Source organism: Salinimicrobium flavum, assembly GCF_042684505.1.
GTDB classification, from domain to species: Bacteria; Bacteroidota; Bacteroidia; order Flavobacteriales; family Flavobacteriaceae; genus Salinimicrobium; species Salinimicrobium flavum.
The window spans coordinates 448,967-469,466 of sequence record NZ_JBHULT010000006.1; the positions used below are offsets into that span (position 1 = coordinate 448,967).

The 20,500-nt window shown below is 44.3% G+C and carries 12 protein-coding genes and 1 tRNA gene; 4 read left to right on the forward strand and 9 right to left on the reverse strand.

Annotated elements, in window-relative coordinates; all coding sequences use genetic code 11:
- Nucleotides 1-451 precede the first annotated feature (451 nt).
- Nucleotides 452-3,328, forward strand: a complete 2,877-nt coding sequence (locus ACFSTG_RS05425) for a M16 family metallopeptidase (RefSeq protein ID WP_380749296.1) — start codon at nt 452-454, stop codon at nt 3,326-3,328.
- 56 nt (nt 3,329-3,384) lie between these two features.
- Here the strand turns inward: ACFSTG_RS05425 and ACFSTG_RS05430 are convergent, their stop codons facing one another.
- Both ACFSTG_RS05430 and ACFSTG_RS05435 read right to left on the reverse strand, forming a co-directional pair.
- The gene (locus ACFSTG_RS05430; RefSeq protein ID WP_380749299.1) at nt 3,385-3,795 is read right to left on the reverse strand and encodes a BLUF domain-containing protein; all 411 of its coding nucleotides are present in this window, start codon (nt 3,793-3,795) and stop codon (nt 3,385-3,387) included.
- 161 nt (nt 3,796-3,956) lie between these two features.
- On the reverse strand, nt 3,957-4,322 hold the full coding sequence (locus ACFSTG_RS05435; protein ID WP_380749301.1) for a ribosomal maturation YjgA family protein: 366 nt from the start codon (nt 4,320-4,322) through the stop codon (nt 3,957-3,959).
- A 231-nt stretch (nt 4,323-4,553) separates the two neighbouring features.
- Between ACFSTG_RS05435 and ACFSTG_RS05440 the strand changes: the two genes are divergently transcribed.
- The gene (locus ACFSTG_RS05440; RefSeq protein WP_380749303.1) at nt 4,554-7,028 is read left to right on the forward strand and encodes a DUF5916 domain-containing protein; all 2,475 of its coding nucleotides are present in this window, start codon (nt 4,554-4,556) and stop codon (nt 7,026-7,028) included.
- Nucleotides 7,029-7,163: 135 nt separating this feature from the next.
- Here the strand turns inward: ACFSTG_RS05440 and ACFSTG_RS05445 are convergent, their stop codons facing one another.
- The 3 genes from ACFSTG_RS05445 to mce all read right to left on the reverse strand — a co-directional run bounded on the left by ACFSTG_RS05445 (nt 7,164) and on the right by mce (nt 9,828).
- Nucleotides 7,164-8,723 carry a hypothetical protein gene (locus tag ACFSTG_RS05445; protein WP_380749306.1) on the reverse strand — a complete coding sequence of 520 codons (1,560 nt, stop codon included), beginning with the start codon at nt 8,721-8,723 and terminating at the stop codon, nt 7,164-7,166.
- A 507-nt stretch (nt 8,724-9,230) separates the two neighbouring features.
- Nucleotides 9,231-9,304: transfer RNA gene (locus ACFSTG_RS05450), tRNA-Ile, on the reverse strand.
- Between the two features lie 77 nt (nt 9,305-9,381).
- Nucleotides 9,382-9,828 (reverse strand): methylmalonyl-CoA epimerase, encoded by a 447-nt coding sequence (mce, locus tag ACFSTG_RS05455; RefSeq protein WP_380749309.1) that lies wholly within the window; start codon nt 9,826-9,828, stop codon nt 9,382-9,384.
- 209 nt (nt 9,829-10,037) lie between these two features.
- Between mce and rbfA the strand changes: the two genes are divergently transcribed.
- Together rbfA and ACFSTG_RS05465 are read left to right on the forward strand one after the other, a co-directional pair.
- Complete coding sequence (gene rbfA, locus ACFSTG_RS05460) at nt 10,038-10,430, forward strand: 30S ribosome-binding factor RbfA (RefSeq protein WP_380749313.1); 393 nt, start codon at nt 10,038-10,040, stop codon at nt 10,428-10,430.
- A 3-nt stretch (nt 10,431-10,433) separates the two neighbouring features.
- A complete protein-coding gene (locus ACFSTG_RS05465) occupies nt 10,434-11,630 on the forward strand; it encodes an ABC transporter permease (RefSeq protein WP_380749316.1) in 1,197 nt (398 codons plus the stop codon).
- A gap of 407 nt (nt 11,631-12,037) precedes the next feature.
- Here the strand turns inward: ACFSTG_RS05465 and dusB are convergent, their stop codons facing one another.
- From dusB to ACFSTG_RS05485, 4 genes are all read right to left on the reverse strand, one after another.
- Complete coding sequence (gene dusB / locus ACFSTG_RS05470; RefSeq protein ID WP_380749319.1) at nt 12,038-13,030, reverse strand: tRNA dihydrouridine synthase DusB; 993 nt, start codon at nt 13,028-13,030, stop codon at nt 12,038-12,040.
- Between the two features lie 664 nt (nt 13,031-13,694).
- The gene (locus ACFSTG_RS05475; protein WP_380749322.1) at nt 13,695-16,121 is read right to left on the reverse strand and encodes an outer membrane beta-barrel protein; all 2,427 of its coding nucleotides are present in this window, start codon (nt 16,119-16,121) and stop codon (nt 13,695-13,697) included.
- 125 nt (nt 16,122-16,246) lie between these two features.
- The gene (locus ACFSTG_RS05480; RefSeq protein WP_380749325.1) at nt 16,247-19,213 is read right to left on the reverse strand and encodes a glycoside hydrolase family 3 N-terminal domain-containing protein; all 2,967 of its coding nucleotides are present in this window, start codon (nt 19,211-19,213) and stop codon (nt 16,247-16,249) included.
- Nucleotides 19,214-19,235: 22 nt separating this feature from the next.
- On the reverse strand, nt 19,236-20,480 hold the full coding sequence (locus ACFSTG_RS05485) for a C40 family peptidase (protein ID WP_380749328.1): 1,245 nt from the start codon (nt 20,478-20,480) through the stop codon (nt 19,236-19,238).
- Nucleotides 20,481-20,500 lie beyond the last annotated feature (20 nt).

Genomic DNA, 20,500 nt, shown 5'->3' on the forward strand with positions numbered 1-20,500 from the left:
TTATTGAAGTGTCTTAAATTCAGTCCTTCATCCCTGTTGGAGAGCAGGCCTTCACCTATAATATCTTGTATACCAAAAATATAAAATAAAAATAGCATTATTAAGAACTTTTATATTTTCTAGGAAATAACCTACAAATATTCTGAATAAGGACATTGGTTTGTGTTAAGATTTCCTCAAAGTTTTAATTTTATAAGCAGTTCAAATACAAACACTAAGAGGATTCCCGGAGGCAACAGTAATCAAAAATGCGTATAAATTCCCGAAAGCCATAAAGCCGGGTAAGGTATAAAAATCGTGCGAAGCTAAGCGAACCACAGAATAGACATTTCGGAAATTTCCATTGAAATAAATATAACACATACCTTCCCTGTAACAATATTATTGTGAATGCGACAGATACCTAGTATATTACGTTTTTATTAAGAAATTTTTTAACTAAACTCATTTTATGAAAAAAATCAAATTCCGGCTAATGGTACTCTTTATGCCATTGGTCATGATTGCTTTTGTTTCCTGTGAATCAATGACAGGAAAAGACATCGGGGAGACAGACCAGGACGGCCTGTCGATCGATTTCGAAAAATACGAATTGGAGAATGGCCTTAACGTCGTACTCCATCAGGACAGTTCAGACCCTATAGTTTCCGTAGCCATTCAATACGGAGTGGGTTCAAACCGGGAGAAAAAAGGTCGTACAGGATTCGCCCACCTTTTTGAACACATGTTATTCCAGGAATCTGAGAACGTTGGGCAGGACCAGTTCTTCAAAAAGATCCAGGATGCCGGTGGTACCCTTAACGGTGGTACCTGGCAAGACGGAACCATATACTATGAAGTAGTTCCTAAAAATGCACTTGAAATGGTAATGTGGCTGGAGTCTGACCGTATGGGTTACCTTATTAATACGGTAACCGAATCTGCTTTTGCAAACCAGCAGGAGGTAGTACAGAACGAAAAGCGCCAGCGCGTAGATAACAACCCTTACGGACATACCAACTGGGTGATCGACAAGCACCTTTACCCTGACGGACATCCATATAGCTGGCAGGTAATTGGGGAGCTTGAAGACCTTCAGAACGCCACCGTAGAAGATGTAAAGGAATTTTATGACAAATACTACGGTCCCAACAACGCCACTTTAGTACTTGCCGGAGATTTTGATAAAGATGAGGCCAAAGAATTGATCGAAAAATACTTCGGAGAGATCAAAAAACGCCAGGAAGTAGAGCCTCTTGAAGTGCAGACCGTAACTCTTGATGAGACCAAGCGACTGTACCACGAAGACAATTTCGCTACTGCTCCGCAACTAAACATGGTTTGGCCTACAGTAGAACAATACACCAAAGATGCTTACGCTCTTGATTTCCTTGGGGAGATACTTTCCGACGGAAAAACAGCCCCGCTTTACAAAGTGCTGGTAGAAGAGAAGAAAGTGACCTCTCAACCTTACGCCTTCAACGGTGCAGCCCAGATTGCCGGAAAATTCCGCATCATGGTAACCGCAAATGCAGGAGTAGATCTTGATAGTCTAGAAGCCGGGATCAACGAAGCTTTCACCCTTTTTGAAAAAGAAGGAGTGACAGAGAAAGACATGGAGCGCATAAAAGCCGGACTGGAAACAGATTTTTATAACGGCATAAGCAGTGTTCTTGGAAAATCTTTCAACCTGGCCCAGTATGATGTTTTCGCGGGAGATCCCGGATATATAGAAAAGGATATCGCCAATATCAAAGCGGTGACCAAAGAAGATGTGATGCGGGTGTATGAAACATACATTAAAGGCAAGCCTTATGTAATGACCAGCTTTGTTCCTAAAGGACAGGTAGAGCTTATTACTGAAAATTCTGAAAAGGCCGAAGTGGTCGAAGAAGAGATCACTGAAAATGTAGAGACCGAAGTAGCCGAAACCGAACAGGAGGAGATCCAGAAGACCCCTTCTTCTTTTGACCGCTCTGTGCAGCCTGAAATGGGAACTGCACCAGGTCTTAATGTACCGGATTCATGGATCGTTGAAATGGATAACCAACTTGAAGCCTACGGAATTGAGCAAAATGAAATTCCGTTAGTGACTTTCAGCCTCGTAATAGAAGGCGGACATTTACTGGATGACCTCAATAAAAACGGGGTGGCTAACCTCATGTCTGACATTCTGATGGAAGGTACTGCCAACAAGACTCCGGCAGAACTTGAGGAGGCAATTGACCTGTTAGGTGCCAATATCAACATGTACACCACCAATGAATCTATCGTCTTACGAGGGAATACGTTGAAACGTAATTTCGATGAGACCATGGCGCTGGTACAGGAGATCCTTCTTGAACCACGTTGGGATGAGAAAGAGCTGGAGCGTATCAAGACCAGCACCATCAACAGCATCAAGAGAAATCAGGCCAACCCTGAAAGAATAGCCAGCGAGGTTTACAATAAGATATTGTATGGGGAAGGACATCCCTTCGCTTATCCAACCCTGGGTACAGAGGAATCTGTAGAGGCGATTACCATGCAGGACCTTAAGGATTATTATAACAAGTACTTCTCCCCATCTGTAAGCCGTTTCCATGTGGTAGGTGACGTTTCAAAAGATGAAGCCCTTGCAGCCATTGAAGGCCTGGAAGAGAAATGGGAAGCTAAAGAAGTATCTATTCCTGAGTTTGAGATCACCAACACCCGCGACAAAGCATCCCTTTATTTTGTAGATGTGCCCAACGCAAAACAGTCGGTCATCAACATAGGATACATTGCACTGCCTCGCACCAGCGAAGACTTCTTCCCTGCCGAGGTGATGAACTACAAGTTGGGAGGTTCTTTCTCCGGAAATGTGAACCTTATTCTTCGTGAAGAAAAAGGTTATACCTACGGGGCACGTTCTGGCTTTAGCGGATCAAAGATCCCGGGAACCTTTACGGCTTCTTCCAGTGTGCGTACCAACACCACCGGGGAATCTGTAGGTATCTTCAGGGATGAGATCGCCAAATACAAAGAAGGCATTACTCCTGAAGACCTCGAATTCACCAAAAATGCCCTGATCAAATCTAATTCCCGCAGGTTTGAGACCCAGAATTCCTTATTGGGAATGCTGCAGGAAATGAGCGCCTATGATCTTGATCCAAAATATATTGAGAAAGAAGAGGAAGTAATTGGTGCCCTTACCCTTGAACAGCACAAAGAACTGGCTAACAAATACCTTGATGAGTCAAAAATGGCTTATCTCGTGGTAGGTGATGCCGCTACTCAATTTGAGCAGTTCAAAGAAATGGGCTTTGATGAAGTGAAGTTACTCAACAAACAGGGAGAAGAAATTGAGCTTGAAGATGTGAAAATGTAAATATTTCTTTCTTTTAAACTGAAGAACCCGCCAAATTTGGCGGGTTTTTTATTTGTCTAAAACACCCGGGTGTCTATAAAGGTCTCGAGAAATTTTTTGAGCTGTTCCTGGATCGTACGGTCCATTCCTTTTACAGCTTCACAATAATCCCTGATAAGATCGGGCCGGGAGAAATTTCGGGTTATATGTTCGGTTTTATAACCATCCAGAGATCCCTTGACAACATCCTGGCCCAACACCTGAATAATACTGGTATGCCGGGTGTCTTTCATAACTCCTGAAAATAATTCGAGCACTTTAGCCTTCTCCCCCTCCAGCACCTGGAAAAAATTTCCGACAGAGAAAAGCAGGATCCCTTTGATATCGAGATCGCTGTTTTTCTGCTTCCATTTTGCCATTAGGCCTGCGATCTCAGTATCATTAAAATCTGAAGAAGCCGTGCTTATATAACAAATGGCATGTAGCATAGGTTGTAGGATTAAATCTTCCTCAAGGTATTACATGGAGTTCCTAAAGCCTGCCAAGGTTCTCACAATTGTTTTCCGGGAATGGGTATTGAATTTTGGCTTCGATTTAACTTAACGTGGAGGGTTTTTTACCTGGTCTTAGATCGAAATCATTGAAAAGATCATTCTCTGATAGCAGAGTTTCGGGGAAAAGAAACCCTTACCTTCTCCAGCAGGAAAACCGACAGTGCTCCCAAAGAATAAAGTAGCATATCTAGCCATTCAAAATGGTTACCAAGTACGGTCACTGCAATTGAATTTCCCTCCAAACCCATAATTTTTGCGAGTTCAAGATACTGCAGCCCCTCTATAAAAAAGGCAAATAGAAGCACCCCAAAAAGGGCTTTTTTGACGGGTATTCTAAAGAAGCTCTTGAGCAGGCAATACAGGAAGAACACCACCAGAAAATCCCCGCCATAAGGCCTTAGAAAAGTATCGCGGACAAAAACAGCAATAAAAACCTCTGTAAAGAAAAGGATTACTGCCACCAGGAAATATTTTTGATTAAATATCACCTTTCGAAGTTACAAAAGATGCTGCGCTTCAGAATAAAAAATTGACAGAAGTATGATTTTGATAAGGCCTGGAGTTTAGACATATAAATAAGGTACTTCCTGAAAAATTCTGTTTTTGATACATTTTATTAAATTTTGTCAAAAAAAAACCTGAATAACTGAAACAACTTCGTTTTTTTGTAGTCTTTATTATTAAAGTCATCAATGAAATCAATCTTTACAGCCCTTTTCCTGGTCTTAAGCATTTCAGCTCTCGCTCAGGAAACAGACAGCATTCAACGGAAACAAATACACATAAAACGCATCGTGGAATCCCCGAAGATCGACGGAAAGTTGGATGATGCCGCATGGAAGAACGCCTCAGTTGCCACAAATTTTGTGGAACGCCTGCCAAATAACGGGAGACCCATCCCCGACAGCCTGGCAACCACCGTTAAAATAGTATACGATGACCTGGGGGTATATTTTGGGGCAGAGATGCTCGACCCCAATCCTTCAGAAATAAGAAAAGAACTTACCGAGCGTGACGACATTGGTAATGACGATTTCTTTTTTGTCCTGCTAAACGGCTATAACGACCGTCAACAGAGCATGCAGTTCATAGTTACGGCTGCCGGTGTTCAGTATGACGCCAAGATGACCAACGGTTCTGAAGACTCTTCCTGGAATGCCATTTGGTACAGTGGGGTAGATTTTAATGACCGCGGGTGGACCGCCGAGATCTTTATTCCTTATTCTGAACTGAGGTTTCCCGAAAAAGCCGTCCAGGAGTGGGGCTTGCAAATGGAAAGGGAATTCAAACGCGCAGGAACCCGATACAGCTGGAGCCCAATCAATACTGCCAAAGGTTCTTATTCAATTTACGACGGCGAGATCCACGGGATCGAGAATGTCCAAACCCCTACCCGACTTTCAGTGCAGCCGTATATTTCCACTTACCTCAATAATTACGACGGGGAAACCACTACGAACGTTAACGGCGGAATGGACCTCAAATACGGCATTAATGACGCTTTTACGCTGGATATGATCCTGGTGCCCGATTTTGGCCAGACCAAATTTGATGAATCTGTGCTGAATCTTTCAGCTTTTGAGGTGCAGTATGATGAGCAACGGCCTTTTTTTACGGAAGGAACCGAATTATTCACGAAAGGCAACCTCTTCTATTCCCGAAGGGTAGGCGGGGCACCGTTTGGAAGAGTAGCTCTTTCCGAAGAAGAGGAGATCGTCAACTTTCCCACTTCCGTAGATCTCATAAATGCTTTAAAGGTTTCAGGGCGTACAGATGGCGGCCTGGGAATAGGTTTTTTTAATGCCATTACCGAAAAGACTTACGTGACGGTAGAAAACAGGGAAACCGGAGATACGCGCCGGGAACTTATCGAACCTTTTACCAATTATAACATCCTGGTGCTGGATCAACGCTACGGCGATAATTCTTCTGTTGCGCTGGTCAATACCAACACCACGCGCGAAGGCCATTTCAGGGACGCGAATGCAACGGGGCTTTACCTCAACCACACCAATAAGAACAACACCTACAGCTACTTTACGGGACTGGAAGGCAGCTGGGTCATGGAAGATGAAACAAAAGCCGGACTGGAGGCGGCGGCCGGGCTTTCCAAAATAAGCGGAAAGAACAGGGCCGATCTTAATTTCCAGTTGCGCACCAAAGATTATGACATCAATGACCTGGGTTATTCCAGCGCCACGAATTATGCGCGGTACCAGGGTCTGTACCAGCGCCGGTTATTACAACCCAAAGGTTTTCTCAACAACATGTACCTCAATTTTGTGACGGTTCACGAGCGTCGCCTGGAGCCCGATCTTCACAGCAAATTGATACTCAACTTCAACTCCAGCTTCACCACCAAAGAATTTTTCAATTTTGGTGGTGGTTTTGAGACCACTCCCATTGGCACCAACGACATATACGAACCCAGGGTGGACGGACTTTATTTTAAAATTCCTGCCTACTACGACCAGTGGCTGTGGTTCAATACAGATTTCAGGAAGAAATTTGTGGTACAGGCGACGGCCGACTGGTATAAATATGATGAACGCGGCCGCGGAGATCTTATCTTTGATTTTAATCCGAGGTACCGGTTTTCAGATAAGTTCAAGCTACAACTGTCAACCAATGTAAGACTTTCTGATAAGGAAGAAGGTTTTGTTGATTTCCTGGAAGACGATATTTTGTTTGGGCAACGGGATCGTAACACCATAGTGAATTCCGTGGGGGCGAATTATATCTTCAATAATAAAATGGGACTCAACCTTGCTTTCAGGCATTATTATTCCGAAGTGTTCTATACGGAATTCTACACCTTGCAGGAGGACGGCGAACTCAGCTACTACGGCCCGAGAAACGACGATTTCAATACCACCTACAACAGCTGGAATTTAGACCTGCGCTTCTCCTGGTGGTTCGCCCCGGGAAGCCAGATGACGCTCCTGTACCGCAATGCCACAGACAGTTACCTGGGCCGCTCCCACATCAACATAGGCGATAACTTCAGGAATCTCTTTGAGCAGCCGCAGGTGAACAGTCTCTCCCTTCGAATTTCCTATTACCTGGATTACAACCGGGTAAAAAGCTGGTTCAAACCATCGGGAAATCCTGCCGGGGATTCTGATGGTATGAGTTATCTGGATTCAAAAAAGAGGTTTTATAGATGAGTTTTTTGAGTCTTAAATCAAACTGCAGGCTCTCTTTGAATTCGAAACAAAAAAAGTGGGAGCCCAAAAAGAGCTCCCACCTTGCCTAACTGCTGTACCGGGTACAGTAGTTTGGATTTCTAGTTTAATAAAGAATTAATCTTCATCTGTACCACATACTTCTGCGTGTACTATGATATGAGGTGTATCACCTACAGTGAAAGAATCGGTTCCCATGTCAAACTGTCCCGGCGCATCACTTGCAGGCCAGTCAGATCCTACATAGATATGTGATTCATTAAGAGTTACACCATCATTCAGATCGAAATCTACATCAAGATTTTCTCCGTCAAGAGTGATCACGATATAACCGGCTTCCCAACCTTTTGAGGTATCATTTTGTCCGGCTCCTGCATAGAATGGGAATCTCCAAACTCCGTCACCTTCATAATACTCATCATCAAAGGCATCTTCGTCAAGAACAAGTCCCCAACCCCAGTTACCTCCGGTATAGAGTCCAAGATCGTTAAGTTCATTGTCCCCAAACATGTAAGCGGTATCACAATTTTCGGCTACTTCACCGTTGTCTTCACCGTCTTCATCTTCGTCACCATCTTCATTACCATCATTATCGTTACCGTCATTATCGCCGGTTCCGTTGTCTTCTTCTTCACAGGCGTTACCTATACCGTCGTTGTCAGCATCTTCCTGACCCGGGTTGTAGGTATTTGGACAGTTGTCCTCATCATCTGCCACCCCGTCATCATCGCTGTCATTTGCCGGTACTTCACCGTCACAACCAAATCTAAGGTGCTCATAGTCCACATTGTCAGATCCGTCAAAGTTAGCTTTGATCTCGTTTCTGCTAAGGCTTCCGGTGATCACCATATTTTCAGGAGCATCATATACTCCTTCAGAATCAAGAAGGGTAACCGTATAGTCAATATACTCTTCATCATCTGCGAATCTGGATAGATCAGGTAGTGCAAAACAAATAGGGCTTGCATAATTGTCTCCGAATTCGTTCACACCTGTATCATTGATGTTCTCTTCGGCTTCATAGATCACATTTCCGTCAACTGAGAATTCAACCGAATATCTCGCAGGGTAGTGTCTTCCATCAGGGGCACAGTAATTTGCAAAGAAGCAAAATTCAAGTGCTTTGGTAGTGTTGAACTCGAAGAATTGGTATCCGTATTCATTCACATCCCTGTCATCATAACAAAGAACAGATACATCAACATACTTCTTAACTCCGGCACCAAGGTCGATAGTCAAAGGAAGGGGAGCGTCAACAAATTCTTTCAGGACCCCGCCTTTTGGAGCGATCCAGATAAGTTCTCCTTCGGCATCATAGGAAGCGAAATGTTCTAAGGTATACTGACCCGGCTCAAGTTCCAGGGCTGCATCTTCTTTAGTGAAAATCTGCCCTTCGGCAAGATCAACTCTATAAGGAGCGTCTTCACCAATGATGTATTCATCACCCTGCATCAAAACGATCTCCACGTAGGAAGCAGCGGCATCAGAACATTGGGGCAAATCGCCGACGTCAGATTGTTTGTTGGTAGAGTTGTTAGCCAGATCGGCTACAATAGCCCCAAATGAAAGGGTAGCTTTTTCTGTGTTGGATTCCATCCCTGTCTCATCTTTGCTACAGGAGGTAAAGATCAGCGCGAATACTGCAAGAAACGCGAGGTAGATTTTGGAGTTTTTCATAGGTTTTTGTTTAATTAAATTAGAATGGTTAATAAATACTGTGTTAAAATTCCACGGCCGACTTTGTGACTTTCACAAAACACCGGGTTTTTACAGGTGTAAAGGTAAGAGGCCTGTTCTATAAGAAAACCTAAAATTCTGTCGTATTAATCTGACTTATAAAAGGTTAAAGTCGAATATTTCCTACAAATTATCCTTCTTTTAACAGAATAAAGGGCTCTCAGGGCTCCTTTAATATAGTTTTTGACAGAAAAATTTTATGATTTGAAAGGAGATCGGGATTAAAAAAGTGTAGGAAATCTTTTAGGTTAAAAAAACTTGGAAATCCATTAAAACAAATTACTGCTGAGGGCAATAATATGGTAATTCATTGAGAACAAGGATTTTCAGAAGTAAGTGATTATTATCGAACTGAACTCCTTGAAATATTAAAGAGACTTAATTCGTCCCCTGCAAAAAAAAAGCCCCACAAACGTACTGTTTATAGGGCTTTGCAAGCATTAAAAGTGGTCCCACCTGGGCTCGAACCAGGGACCACCTGATTATGAGTCAGGTGCTCTAACCAGCTGAGCTATAGGACCGGCTCATTGGTGTTATGAGGGTGCAAATTTAGATAATTGCTTCTTACCTAACAAGCATTTCAAAAATATATTTTTAGTCAGGCATCCCATACCTCATCCCCTTCGGGAATGCGTTCGGGCTCTTCCACGATCTCCTGGCATAACTCTACCAGCACGCCATTTGCTGACTTCGGGTGAAGAAAAGCTACCAGCTTATTGTCGGCTCCTTTTTTAGGTTCCTCATTCAGCAGCACATACCCCTCACCTTTAAGGCGTTCCATTTCGGCTTTAATATCATCTACGGCAAAGGCGATATGGTGGATGCCCTCCCCTTTCTTCTCCAGGAACTTTGCTATGGGACTTTCCTTGGTGGTGGCTCCCAGCAATTCGATCTTGCTCTCCCCTACCTGGTAAAAAGCGGTTTCGACGCCTTCACTTTTTACTTTTTCGGTCTTGTAACAGTCGGTGTTCAGCAGAGTCTCATAGATCTTCCCGGCAGCTTCCAGATCTTTTACGGCGATCCCTATGTGTTCTATCTTTTTCATTTGGTTTTTTGTTTTCGGTTCTCGGTTGTCAGTTCTCAGTTGTCAGATGTCAGTTCTCAGTTGACGGTTGTCGGTTGTGGGTTGTCCATTTAAAAAGTAATTTTTATTTGTGAAAAACAGACAAAGGCTAATAGCGAATGGCTAACAGCCAATAGCTATGTGTAGACGAATTTAAGAATAATCACATTTAAAAATGTTATTTTTGCGTTATGGAAACGAACAGACAGAAAAAAATTGGCGGAGTATTGCAGGAGGACCTGGCAGAAATACTGCAGGCACACCTGAGGGATGCGGGGAAGACGGGAATATTGATCTCTGTTTCTAAAGTGAAAGTAACTACAGATCTTTCTCAGGCTAAAGCCTATCTGAGTATTTTTCCGGCCAAGAACGCCCCGGAGCTGCTCAAGGACCTGAATATCCTTAAGCCCCAGATAAAACATGAACTGGCGCAGCGCACCAGGAATCAACTGCGACGTATGCCTAACCTGGAATTCTTCATCGACGACTCACTGGATTATATTGAGAACATTGAGAAATCTATTAAAGGTGATGAAAACCCTATTGAAGACCGGGACCTGCTTTCCAGAAGGAAAAAATCCTAACACTTGAATTTCCCCTTTTACATAGCCCGGCGCTACCTGTTTTCCAAAAGCAGCAATAACGCCATCAATATTATCACTTTTATTGCGGCTATTGGGGTTTTCGCGGGGGCTTTCTCCCTGTTCATCGTACTTTCAGGTTTTGCAGGATTAAAAGATTTCAGCCTTTCCTTCTCCAATCAATACGACCCTGATTTAAAAATACTTCCGGAAACGGGGAAAACCTTTTTACTTTCTTCCGAAGAAAAACAACGACTCCAGAATATCGAGGGGATCTCCCAATTTTCAGAAGTTATTGAAGAACGGGTATTTCTGGACTTTAAATCGAAGAATAAAACAGCCTACATCAAGGGAGTAGACGAGAATTACCTGAGGGTGAACAGGCTGGACAGCGCGGTAGTCTTTGGGGCCTGGTTTGCTAAGGGAGAAGCACAGGTGGTGGTTGGCAACAACATTTCCAGGGAACTATCTTTGGGGCCGTTCGATTATTCGGGCCTGCTGGAGATCCTTGTCCCACGTCCGGGAACGGGCCAGATCACTGATCCTACCAACGCGTTTAACTCCATGAACGCAATAGCTTCGGGTATTTACAGCATCAACGAGGAGCTGGACGATAAATACCTTTTTTCATCCATCTCTTTTGCAAGGGAACTCCTGGAGCTGAAACCCGATGAGATAAGTGCCCTGGAAGTAAAGCTTACCCCTGCAGCCAGCCCGGAAACCGTAAAGAAACAGATCGCCGCCGTACTTAACCAGCAAGTGCAGATCAAGAACCGGGCGCAGCTGAACGACGCTCTCTATAAAATGCTGAATACCGAAAATCTCGCGGTTTACCTAATTTTCACCCTGGTGTTGATCATCGCGCTTTTCAATGTGGTGGGCTCTATCATCATGGTGATCCTGGATAAACGGGATAATATTAAAACCTTGCACAGCCTTGGGGCTACCCCGAATCAAATCCGGAATATCTTTTTTGCGCAGGGGGTATTTATGACCCTTCTGGGTGGCATTATTGGCCTGCTGAGTTCCATTGGACTTATCTTTCTGCAGCTGAAATACAACCTGGTCATGATCACCCCAAGTTTACCTTATCCCGTAAGTATTACTTGGGAAAATATTATGATCGTGCTCGTTACTATTACCGGTCTGGGTATGGCGGCTTCTTATATTGCCGCCAGCCGGAGTAAGAAAGCCCTGGTTTAGACGGTGGACAGTGGACAACCAAAAATCAAATAACATTTTCCTTTTTTTCACACAAAGCAAAATAAGCTGAAATTGAGAGCACTAAGAGATGCGGTGTTTAACCAATCCCCGATTAACTATTCTCCAATTAACCATTATGGAATTTGGTGCCTGGAATTTGGAATTTTAGATACTTTTCCCGCAGATTTCGCTGATGACCGCAGATAAAATTTACCGATTGACGAATCCTGAATTTACACTACATTTTTCCGTAGAATTTTTCCGGCTCCCCTGCCTATCGGCAGGCAGGTTTTTAGGGCCGAGCAAAACGGAAAAATTTAAGTGCACTTTTTGGAATCTGGTGCTTGGAATCTGGTGCTTGGAATTTGGTGCTTGAAATTTGGTGCTTGAGATTTGGAATTTTTCGCTTAAGCGAATTCGTAACCGGCAAAATCTCTTTCCACCTCATCAAAGGCAGCAAACACATCTGCAGCATCGTCACTGGTAGCCATTTTTTGTCGGTATTCCTTGAAATGCGGAATGCCCTTGAAGTAATTGGTATAATGCCTTCGGGTCTCGAAAACCCCCAGCTTCTCCCCTTTCCAGTCGATTGCCATTTGCAGGTGCCTGCGGGCAGCATCTATACGCTCCTCAAGGCTTGGCGGGGCTAAGTGTTTCCCTGTCTCAAAAAAGTGCTTCACTTCCCTAAAGAACCATGGATACCCAATGCTGGCACGACCAATCATCGCGCCGTCGAGTCCAAACTTGTCGCGCATCTCCATCGCCTTCTCGGGGGTGTCAACGTCTCCGTTCCCAAAAATGGGGATATGCATCCGCGGATTGTTCTTTACTTCGGAAATAGGCGTCCAATTGGCCTCCCCCTTGTACATCTGCACGCGGGTACGACCGTGAATGGAAATTGCGGCGGCTCCCACATCCTGAAGCCTTTCGGCAACCTCCACGATCTTTATAGAATCACTGTCCCAGCCCAGGCGGGTTTTTACCGTCACCGGAAGCTTGGTATGCTTTACCATGGCTTCGGTCAGGGAGACCATCAGCGGAATATCTTTTAAGATCCCGGCACCGGCACCTTTGGAAACCACTTTTTTCACGGGGCAACCAAAGTTTATATCAATGATATCTGGTCCCGACTTTTCGACGATCTCTACCGACTGCAACATGGATTCCAGGTTGGCCCCGAAGATCTGGATGCCCACGGGACGTTCTTTTTCGTAGATATCCAATTTCATGACACTTTTGGCGGCATCACGAATAAGCCCTTCCGAAGAAATAAACTCGGTATAAACAACATCAGCGCCGTGCTCCTTGCAAAGGGCGCGAAATGGCGGATCGCTCACGTCTTCCATTGGTGCCAGCAACAATGGAAATTCTCCTACATCTATGTTTCCTATTTTAGCCAATTCAATTGTTTTTAAGGCTGCAAAAATAATGAATTTCAGGGAACTACAAGAAAAGTAAGTTATCGAAAGAAAGTTATCTCAAAGAGGTGGTGATCAAAGATTTCAAACAGAGAGCAAAGAGATTAAAAATATTGTGTACTGTCATTGCGAGGAGGTTGGAAACCGACGAAGCAATCTCCTTCTTTATAAGCGAAAATAATTTCACGCAAAGGCCGCAAAGGTCTTTCGCAAAGAACGCAGAATTTTTCCGCCTCCCCCCGCCTAACGGCAGGCAGGCTTTTAGGGTTGGGGCAAAACGGAAAAATTTTGGTGCTTGGAATTTGGAATTTACTTTTTCCCGCAGATACCGCAGATTTTCACAGATCAATTTTTTAGCCTTATTTCATACAAAGGGACGCAGAGGTCATAGAATTACTGTATTCTGTCATTGCGAGGAGGTTGGAAACCGACGAAGCAATCTCCTTCATTACAAACGAAAAAATTTCACGTTAAGACCGCAAAAATTTTCCGCAGAGGGCACAGAAAGTGATTACAATTGGAATTTGGTGCTTGTAATTTGGAATTTACTATTTCCCGGAAATCCCGCGGATTTTCGCAGATCGCAAAACCTCAAAGAATCAGGTTATAAAATATATTATACAGTATACCTTATACCTTATTCATTTTAAAGCCTATCCCTCTCCTCTGCATTAATAGCCCTTTGATTATCGCTCAACCTGAAATTCCCGAAGTTGTATTTAAATCCTACGCGCACATAGCGGCTCTCGGGTTCGGCAAAAAAGCCATTATCCTGGTTGAGATAACGGGAAGTCATCCAGGTATTGGTTTGATCTAGGATGTCTTCAAGGTTTAGGGTGATCTCAGCGCGGTTGTCCCAAAGGGTCTTTCTGAAACCAATGGACAAAGTGGTCATGGGGTCTAAATTATAGGAACCGGTGATCCAGTCTGAAACATGAGTGAAAATGAGTTCTCCCGAAAAGGTCCCGTCCTTTGAAAGGATAAAACTGTTGTAGAGGCTTGCATAGTATGCATCGATCTCATTGGTGACCTCGGCATTATTACTTTCCAGAGCCAGGAATTTCTGCTCTTCATGAAATACAGAGCCGTAAAATGAGGCATACCACCAGTTGGCAACAGAGCGGCCATGGCTGATATCCAGTCCGTAGGAAGTGCTTTCCAGAAGGTTTACCGCTACCCGTCGCAGGGTGAAATTGTTATTGTCCTGGAAACTTAAGGTGTGCGGATAGCCGCCGTTATCCCTGTAATAAAGATCGAAGAAATACTGATTTTTAAGGCTGTAGCTTAAAGTGAAATTATCGCTGATGGCCGACTCCAGATCTGGATTACCCGAGTTGTAGTCATACTCATTAAGGAAATACCTGAACGGGTTGAGGCTTCCATAACGTGGGCGTTGTATCCTGCGGCTATAGTCAAATGACAGGCTGTGATCTTCAGAAATCGTATGCTGTAAATAGAATGTTGGAAACAGGTCAAAATAGTCGTAACTGTCTTCCTGCTGCATAGACCTGGAAAACCCTTTCCGGTCGGTTAGCTCTCCCCGTAATCCTGCCTTTACACTCCATTTTTCCCATTCACGGGCAAGACTTATATAACCTGCGTAAATATTTTCATCATAGGTGAACTGGTCAGAAAGCTGAGGATTGTAAACTGTCTCTCCTTCAGTGGAGTCAAAGAACTGTATTCCGCTGAGAGAACTGATTATTGAAGCCTTAGCTCCCGTTTCAAAACTTGTTTGTCCCAGAGGGGTCATATAATCAACCTGCCCGGTGAAGATGTTGATCTCCTGCATGGCATCTGTATAGAACCTGTTGGAATTAATAAAGATATCCCCTGTTTCGTAGTTTGAAGTGGCCACATCCTGAAGCCTGTCCTGTTCATACCTTGTAAAATGGGCTTTTGCAGAGATCTGTGCCCCCGGTTTCTCAAAGAGGTGTTTATACTCCAGGTCAAAAGCAAGGTTCATGAGATCTTCTTCCAGCTCACTTACGGTGGTAAAATAATCTGGAGAGAACTGCTCATTCCCCTGCCCCATTTTGGTAATAGTCGTATGTACATTATTATCAAAGGTCTTGTTCGGGGAAAGGGTGAAATTTGATGAAAAGCTCAGGATGTTCTTGTCATTAAGGTCGTAATCAAGGATCAGGTTTGCGTTATGAGCATCTGAGCGGGTGGTACGGTCAAAATCTGTTTCCCACCGGGAGATCATAGTCCCGTCATCATTTTTGAAGTTAATGTAGCTCTCATCTTCCTTGAACTCTTTCCTGGGGGAATAGCTGTAATTAGCAAATAGATTCAGTTTGTCTGTCTGGTGGTAATGGCTGGTCCCAAAAGTATATTTGGGATAAATTGCCTGGGTATAGGCCATATTGACATTCCCTTTATACCCGGTGGAAATAGCCTTGGAAGTGACAATGTTAAGGATGGCTCCCCCTTCGGCATCATACCGCGCCGGTGGAGTAGTAATTACTTCTATGGACTTTATATTTTCTGCGGAATAGTTCTCCAGCAGGGTTTTAAGATCTGAAGCTGATAGCTGCACCTTGCGGTCATTGATATATACCTGCACCCCCTGGTTCCTTACCTGAAGGTTGTCATTCGCCACGATCACTCCCGGCGTTTTTTTCAGGATGTCCCAGGTCTGGCCGCTGGAAAGACTGGTGTTCTCCACATTGAAAACAAGGCGGTCAACCTCTCTTTTGATCGATGGGTTCTTGTAGTTAATGGAGACCTCATTAAGACTGGCTGCTGTTTCCTTGAGCACCACAGCGGGGATCTTTTTGTTTGAAGGGACTTCAATTTTTCGTAGAAAATCTTCAAAACCTACAAAACTTACCTTGAGCAGATAAGGATCTTCCTGAACTTCTTCGAGCCTGAAGCGTCCATCTTCAGCTGAAACCGCTCCTTTATAAACGGTGGTGGAATCCTGAGCATTCAGAAGGATCACATTCGCGAAAGAAACCGGTTTACCGGCTGTATCTACTACCTTTCCTTCTACGGAATGTTGTGCAAATGCTGAAACTGAAAAAAGAAAGAACGCAATAAATATTGGGGGGCAGTAATATTTAATCATTTAATTGGTTGGTTAGTGCCTGATAATGTTAACAAAATCAAACAAATATAGGTTTTCTATAAATAATTAAAAATTTATCGGGAATTTCTGCTGCTCCTGCTGCTAATTTTTTATTCCCGTGTTTTCTAATGCGCCTCCTGTTTCTCCTTATGCGCTGCAATGGCATCATAGAGCACCTGTTGTATCTGGGTTCTGGTGTTAAGTTGGTAGAGACGTTTGTTCTCCCGGCTGGGATAAACCCTGTTGGATAAAAAGATATACAGTAAATTATATTCCGGGTCCATCCACACCATAGTACCGGTGAAACCGGTATGCCCAAAACTTGCGGGGCTGGCATCTTTTGCAGTATTGCTGTTCACCCCCTGGTATTCTAAATAGGGCTTATCAAACCCCAGAGCCCTTCGGTTCTCATTTTCGGGAAACTGCACTTTGGTGAATTCTTTGACGGTGGCTTCCCTGATATACCTCTTCCCGCCGTACTCGCCCCCGTTAAGGAACATTTGCAGCAGCTTTGCGAGGTCATTGGCGTTAGAGAACAGTCCCGCGTGGCCTGAAACCCCGTTCAGCATAATGGCTCCTTCGTCATGAACGGTACCGTGAATGGGTTCATGTCTGAAAAAAAAATCATTTTCTGTAGGAACTATTTCAGTTGCAGAAAATGAATTTGATGGATTGAAGGTAAGGCTCTTGGCACCCAGCGGATCGTAAAATTTGTCCCGCAGGTACACATCAAAATCCTCGTTGGTGATGTTCTTGATGACTTCAGGAGCGAGGATGAAGAAAAAATCTGAATACACATATTTTTTTTCCTCCTGTAAAGGAGATTTTCTGATGGCTTTCCTGATCTTTTTCGGGTAATTCCTGTGAAGGTACATCTCATCAGTGATCTTTATGGGATAACGTGCAGATGAATCTTTTTTAATGGTCCACCACCGGTAGCTGTTGTTCTTCCGAAGGGTGTTTTTCCAGAAGGGGATCCAGGGTTGCAGCCTTCCCTGGTGGGCCAGGATATCACGATAAGGGATTTCAGCCTTATTGGAACGCCTGAAGTCCCGTAAATGGTTGGCCAGGGTCTGGTCAAGTTCAAATTTATCCTCGTCATATAACTTCATGAGCACCGGCATGGTCGCCGCGATCTTGGTAACAGATGCCAGATCATAGAGATCCTCTTTCTTTACGGCAATGGTGTCGTGATAAACATGCTCTCCGTAAGCCTTGTAAAATACCACTTTTTGATCTTTAGCAACCAGTACTTGTCCCCCGGGAATAGCCTTCATTTCAATGGCCTGCTGCATTAGGGAATCAATTCCCGCGCTCAACACTTCGCTGTCCATGCCCGCTGCCTCCGGAAGGGTGTAGCTGAGCCTGTAACCTCCCGATACTTCTAACCCATCTCCCGACTTAAACTTCCCTCCCACGCTCACCGGAAGTTTCCCATTAGCACCTATACCTCCAAAAATAAGCTGTGCCACCTTTTTTTCAGTCATTTCTGAATTCTGGTAAGCCACAATAAGACCCGGTGCATTCTCGATATTATCGATTTGGTCAAGCACGTAAGGGTTCTTGAAAAATGCGATTATACTGTTCTCTTCATTGGAAAGGGAGGAAATTAATTGCAATACTTCCAGGGAGAACTTCATGGTATTCCTGGGATATTTGCTGTCATCATGGATCCCCGTGATCACCAGGTCATACTCCGTTAGATCTTCCTGCAGTTCTTTTATATCTGAAGAATCGGCTTCTGCCTTTAATTGGAAATGTTCGATGCGGGTATAAAGCCCAAGGGTCCTCTGAAATTCGGTTCGGGATTTCGCACCAATTGAAACCGAGGCGATCTTTAAAGGTTCCAGGTCCTTTACCGGCAGTAACCCCTGGTCATTTTTAAGTACAGTGAGTGAAGCTGCAACAAGTCTTTCGTATAGTTCCTCTGCCGCCGGGGAATTAAGCTTTTTTTCCAGCCTTTTGTCACTGGTTTCCGTGTATTCATTAAGGCCAACCCACTGCTTAACTGCAAGCACCTTTCTTACTTTTTCATCAAAAGCTGCCCTGGAAATTAATCCCTCTGAAATGGCTTTTTTTACCTCTTCGATCGTTCTGGGAACATCTTCGGTGAACTCCAGCAGGTCATTTCCCGCCAGTAACGCGTCTTTATCTACAACCCCCGGGAGATTCCCTTTGGTAACCCCCTTCATGTTCATGGCATCTGTCACGATAAGGCCTTCGAACTGCAGATTTTCCTTCAGCAGTGCGGTAATAATGGGTTTGGATAAGGTGGAAGGTACACCGGTAGGATCAAGTGCGGGAATATTCAAATGGGCCACCATCACTCCTCCTACTCCGGCTTCAATTATTCTTCGGAAAGGATACAGTTCCAAAGAATCGAGCCGTTCTACCGACTGGTTGATCTGCGGAAGGGCGTAATGGGAATCTGTATCTGTATCTCCATGCCCCGGAAAGTGCTTGGCAGTGGTAAAGACCTTGTGATCTTGCATCCCCTTCATATAAGCAATAGCCTTCCCTGAAACATTGTACTTATCTTCCCCGAAACTCCTGAAATTGATCACGGGATTAGCGGGATTATTGTTCACATCAACCACGGGTGCGAAATTTATATGCAACCCGGTAGTTTTTACCTGCTCTGCGACCTCAGCTCCCAGTTCATACAATAGTTTATCATCCTGGATCGCCCCCAAAGCCATCTGGAATGGGTAACTAATGGTATTCTTAAGGCGCATGCCAAGGCCCCATTCAGCATCAATAGCACCCAATAATGGCACTTTGGAAGCTTCCTGATATTCATTCATTAGCTTTACCTGGCTTTCAGGATCTCCCTGGAAAAAAATGAGTCCGCCTATCTTCTGCTCTTCGATAAGCTTCAATATCTCTTTTTTATGTTTATCACCCCTGTTGGAATAGGCGGCGACCATGATGAGCTGTCCTATTTTTTCTTCCAGGGTGAGGGTGTTCATTACAGAATCAACCCATACCCCATCCCGGTGTTCCAAAAATTCAGGTTGGGTAACACTCTGTGCCTGCAGCACTTCTAAGGTTGTTAAAGCTGTGAAAGCAAGAAAAAGGAACAGGTTTTTCATCTTAAACAAATGGGGGTTAATTTTACATTCTTGGGACGGCGGCAGTATCTTTCTCAGTTTTTGCAGCCATAAAAAGGTCGCTGCGCTTAAGTAAGGTCAGGTTGGGATCATCCACCCCCACAAGTCTCTTGGTCCTGAGGTAACGCTGGTAATTAAAGTCGTCATAATCTTCGGCATTTTTGTCTACACTGCTAATGTGAACATTGCCCGATGAATGGATGAACTTGTTATCCCCTATCCACATGCCCACATGAACCACTTTTTCCTTAGTGGAATCTGTAGCGGGTGTTCCAAAGAATAACAGATCCCCCGGTTTCAGATTTTCAAAGTTCCTTAGCGAATCAACTACCGTTCCCGTATGCACCTGCTGGGAAGCATCTCTGGGGATCACCATCCCGTTCATAAAGAAGATGGTCTTTGTAAAGCCACTGCAGTCCACTCCTTTTGGGGAAGTACCGCCCCATAAATACGGTAGGCCCATAAGCTTTTTGGAAGTCTGCACCAGGTCTTCCTCAGACTGGTCTACGGACTTGATCCATTCCTCATAAAGCTGTGCCTGTGCCTGCGGAATATATGCTGTTCTGCCATCAGGATATTTTATTTCAAAAAATCCGTTTTTGCGACCCGTCAGTTCAAATATGTTCCCGGCAACCACGTCTGATACGGTCCCTGATTGAGCCGAAGGAGCTTCATAAGCCTGCCCGAAGGGTTCAAGAAAGATCACTTTTTCAGCAGCTTTCCATGCGGCAAGTTCCTTTTGGGTCAATCGGGTGATTCCTCCGTGGTCTACCCATGCCAGGTATGCATCGGGGGTTTGTACCAGGTACCAGTCCCCGTCCTGCTTGAGCACCTTAAGCGGTGTGCCCAGGGTGGCCTGCGTAGCAAGCTCTGCAGAATGCGCAGGATTAGACCTTATGTTGGCCACAGAAGTTCGCACCAGGGCAACTGTCTTGTCTCCAAGGTCTTTTGAAGGGAGCATTTGAATACTGTCTGAATAATTAATTCCGGCAGATTCCAGTTTACTTTTCAGGGAAGCTACTGCCTCAGGTTGATTGGATTCTCCCCTCAGAACGTATTCCCCATCTCTTGCTATGCCTTCCACATTAAACAGAGCCACCCGTTTATCGGGGATCTGTTCCTGTTTTACTTCAGCAATAAAAATTTCGGTTTCATTTTCCTTTTCCGCTTCCTCTTGACCATTCTTACAACCGATGAGAGCTAGTGCTGTGAAGAGGGCTAAAAAAGCTGATTTTTGAAAGTTATTCATACTATATTATTTTTTTGAGG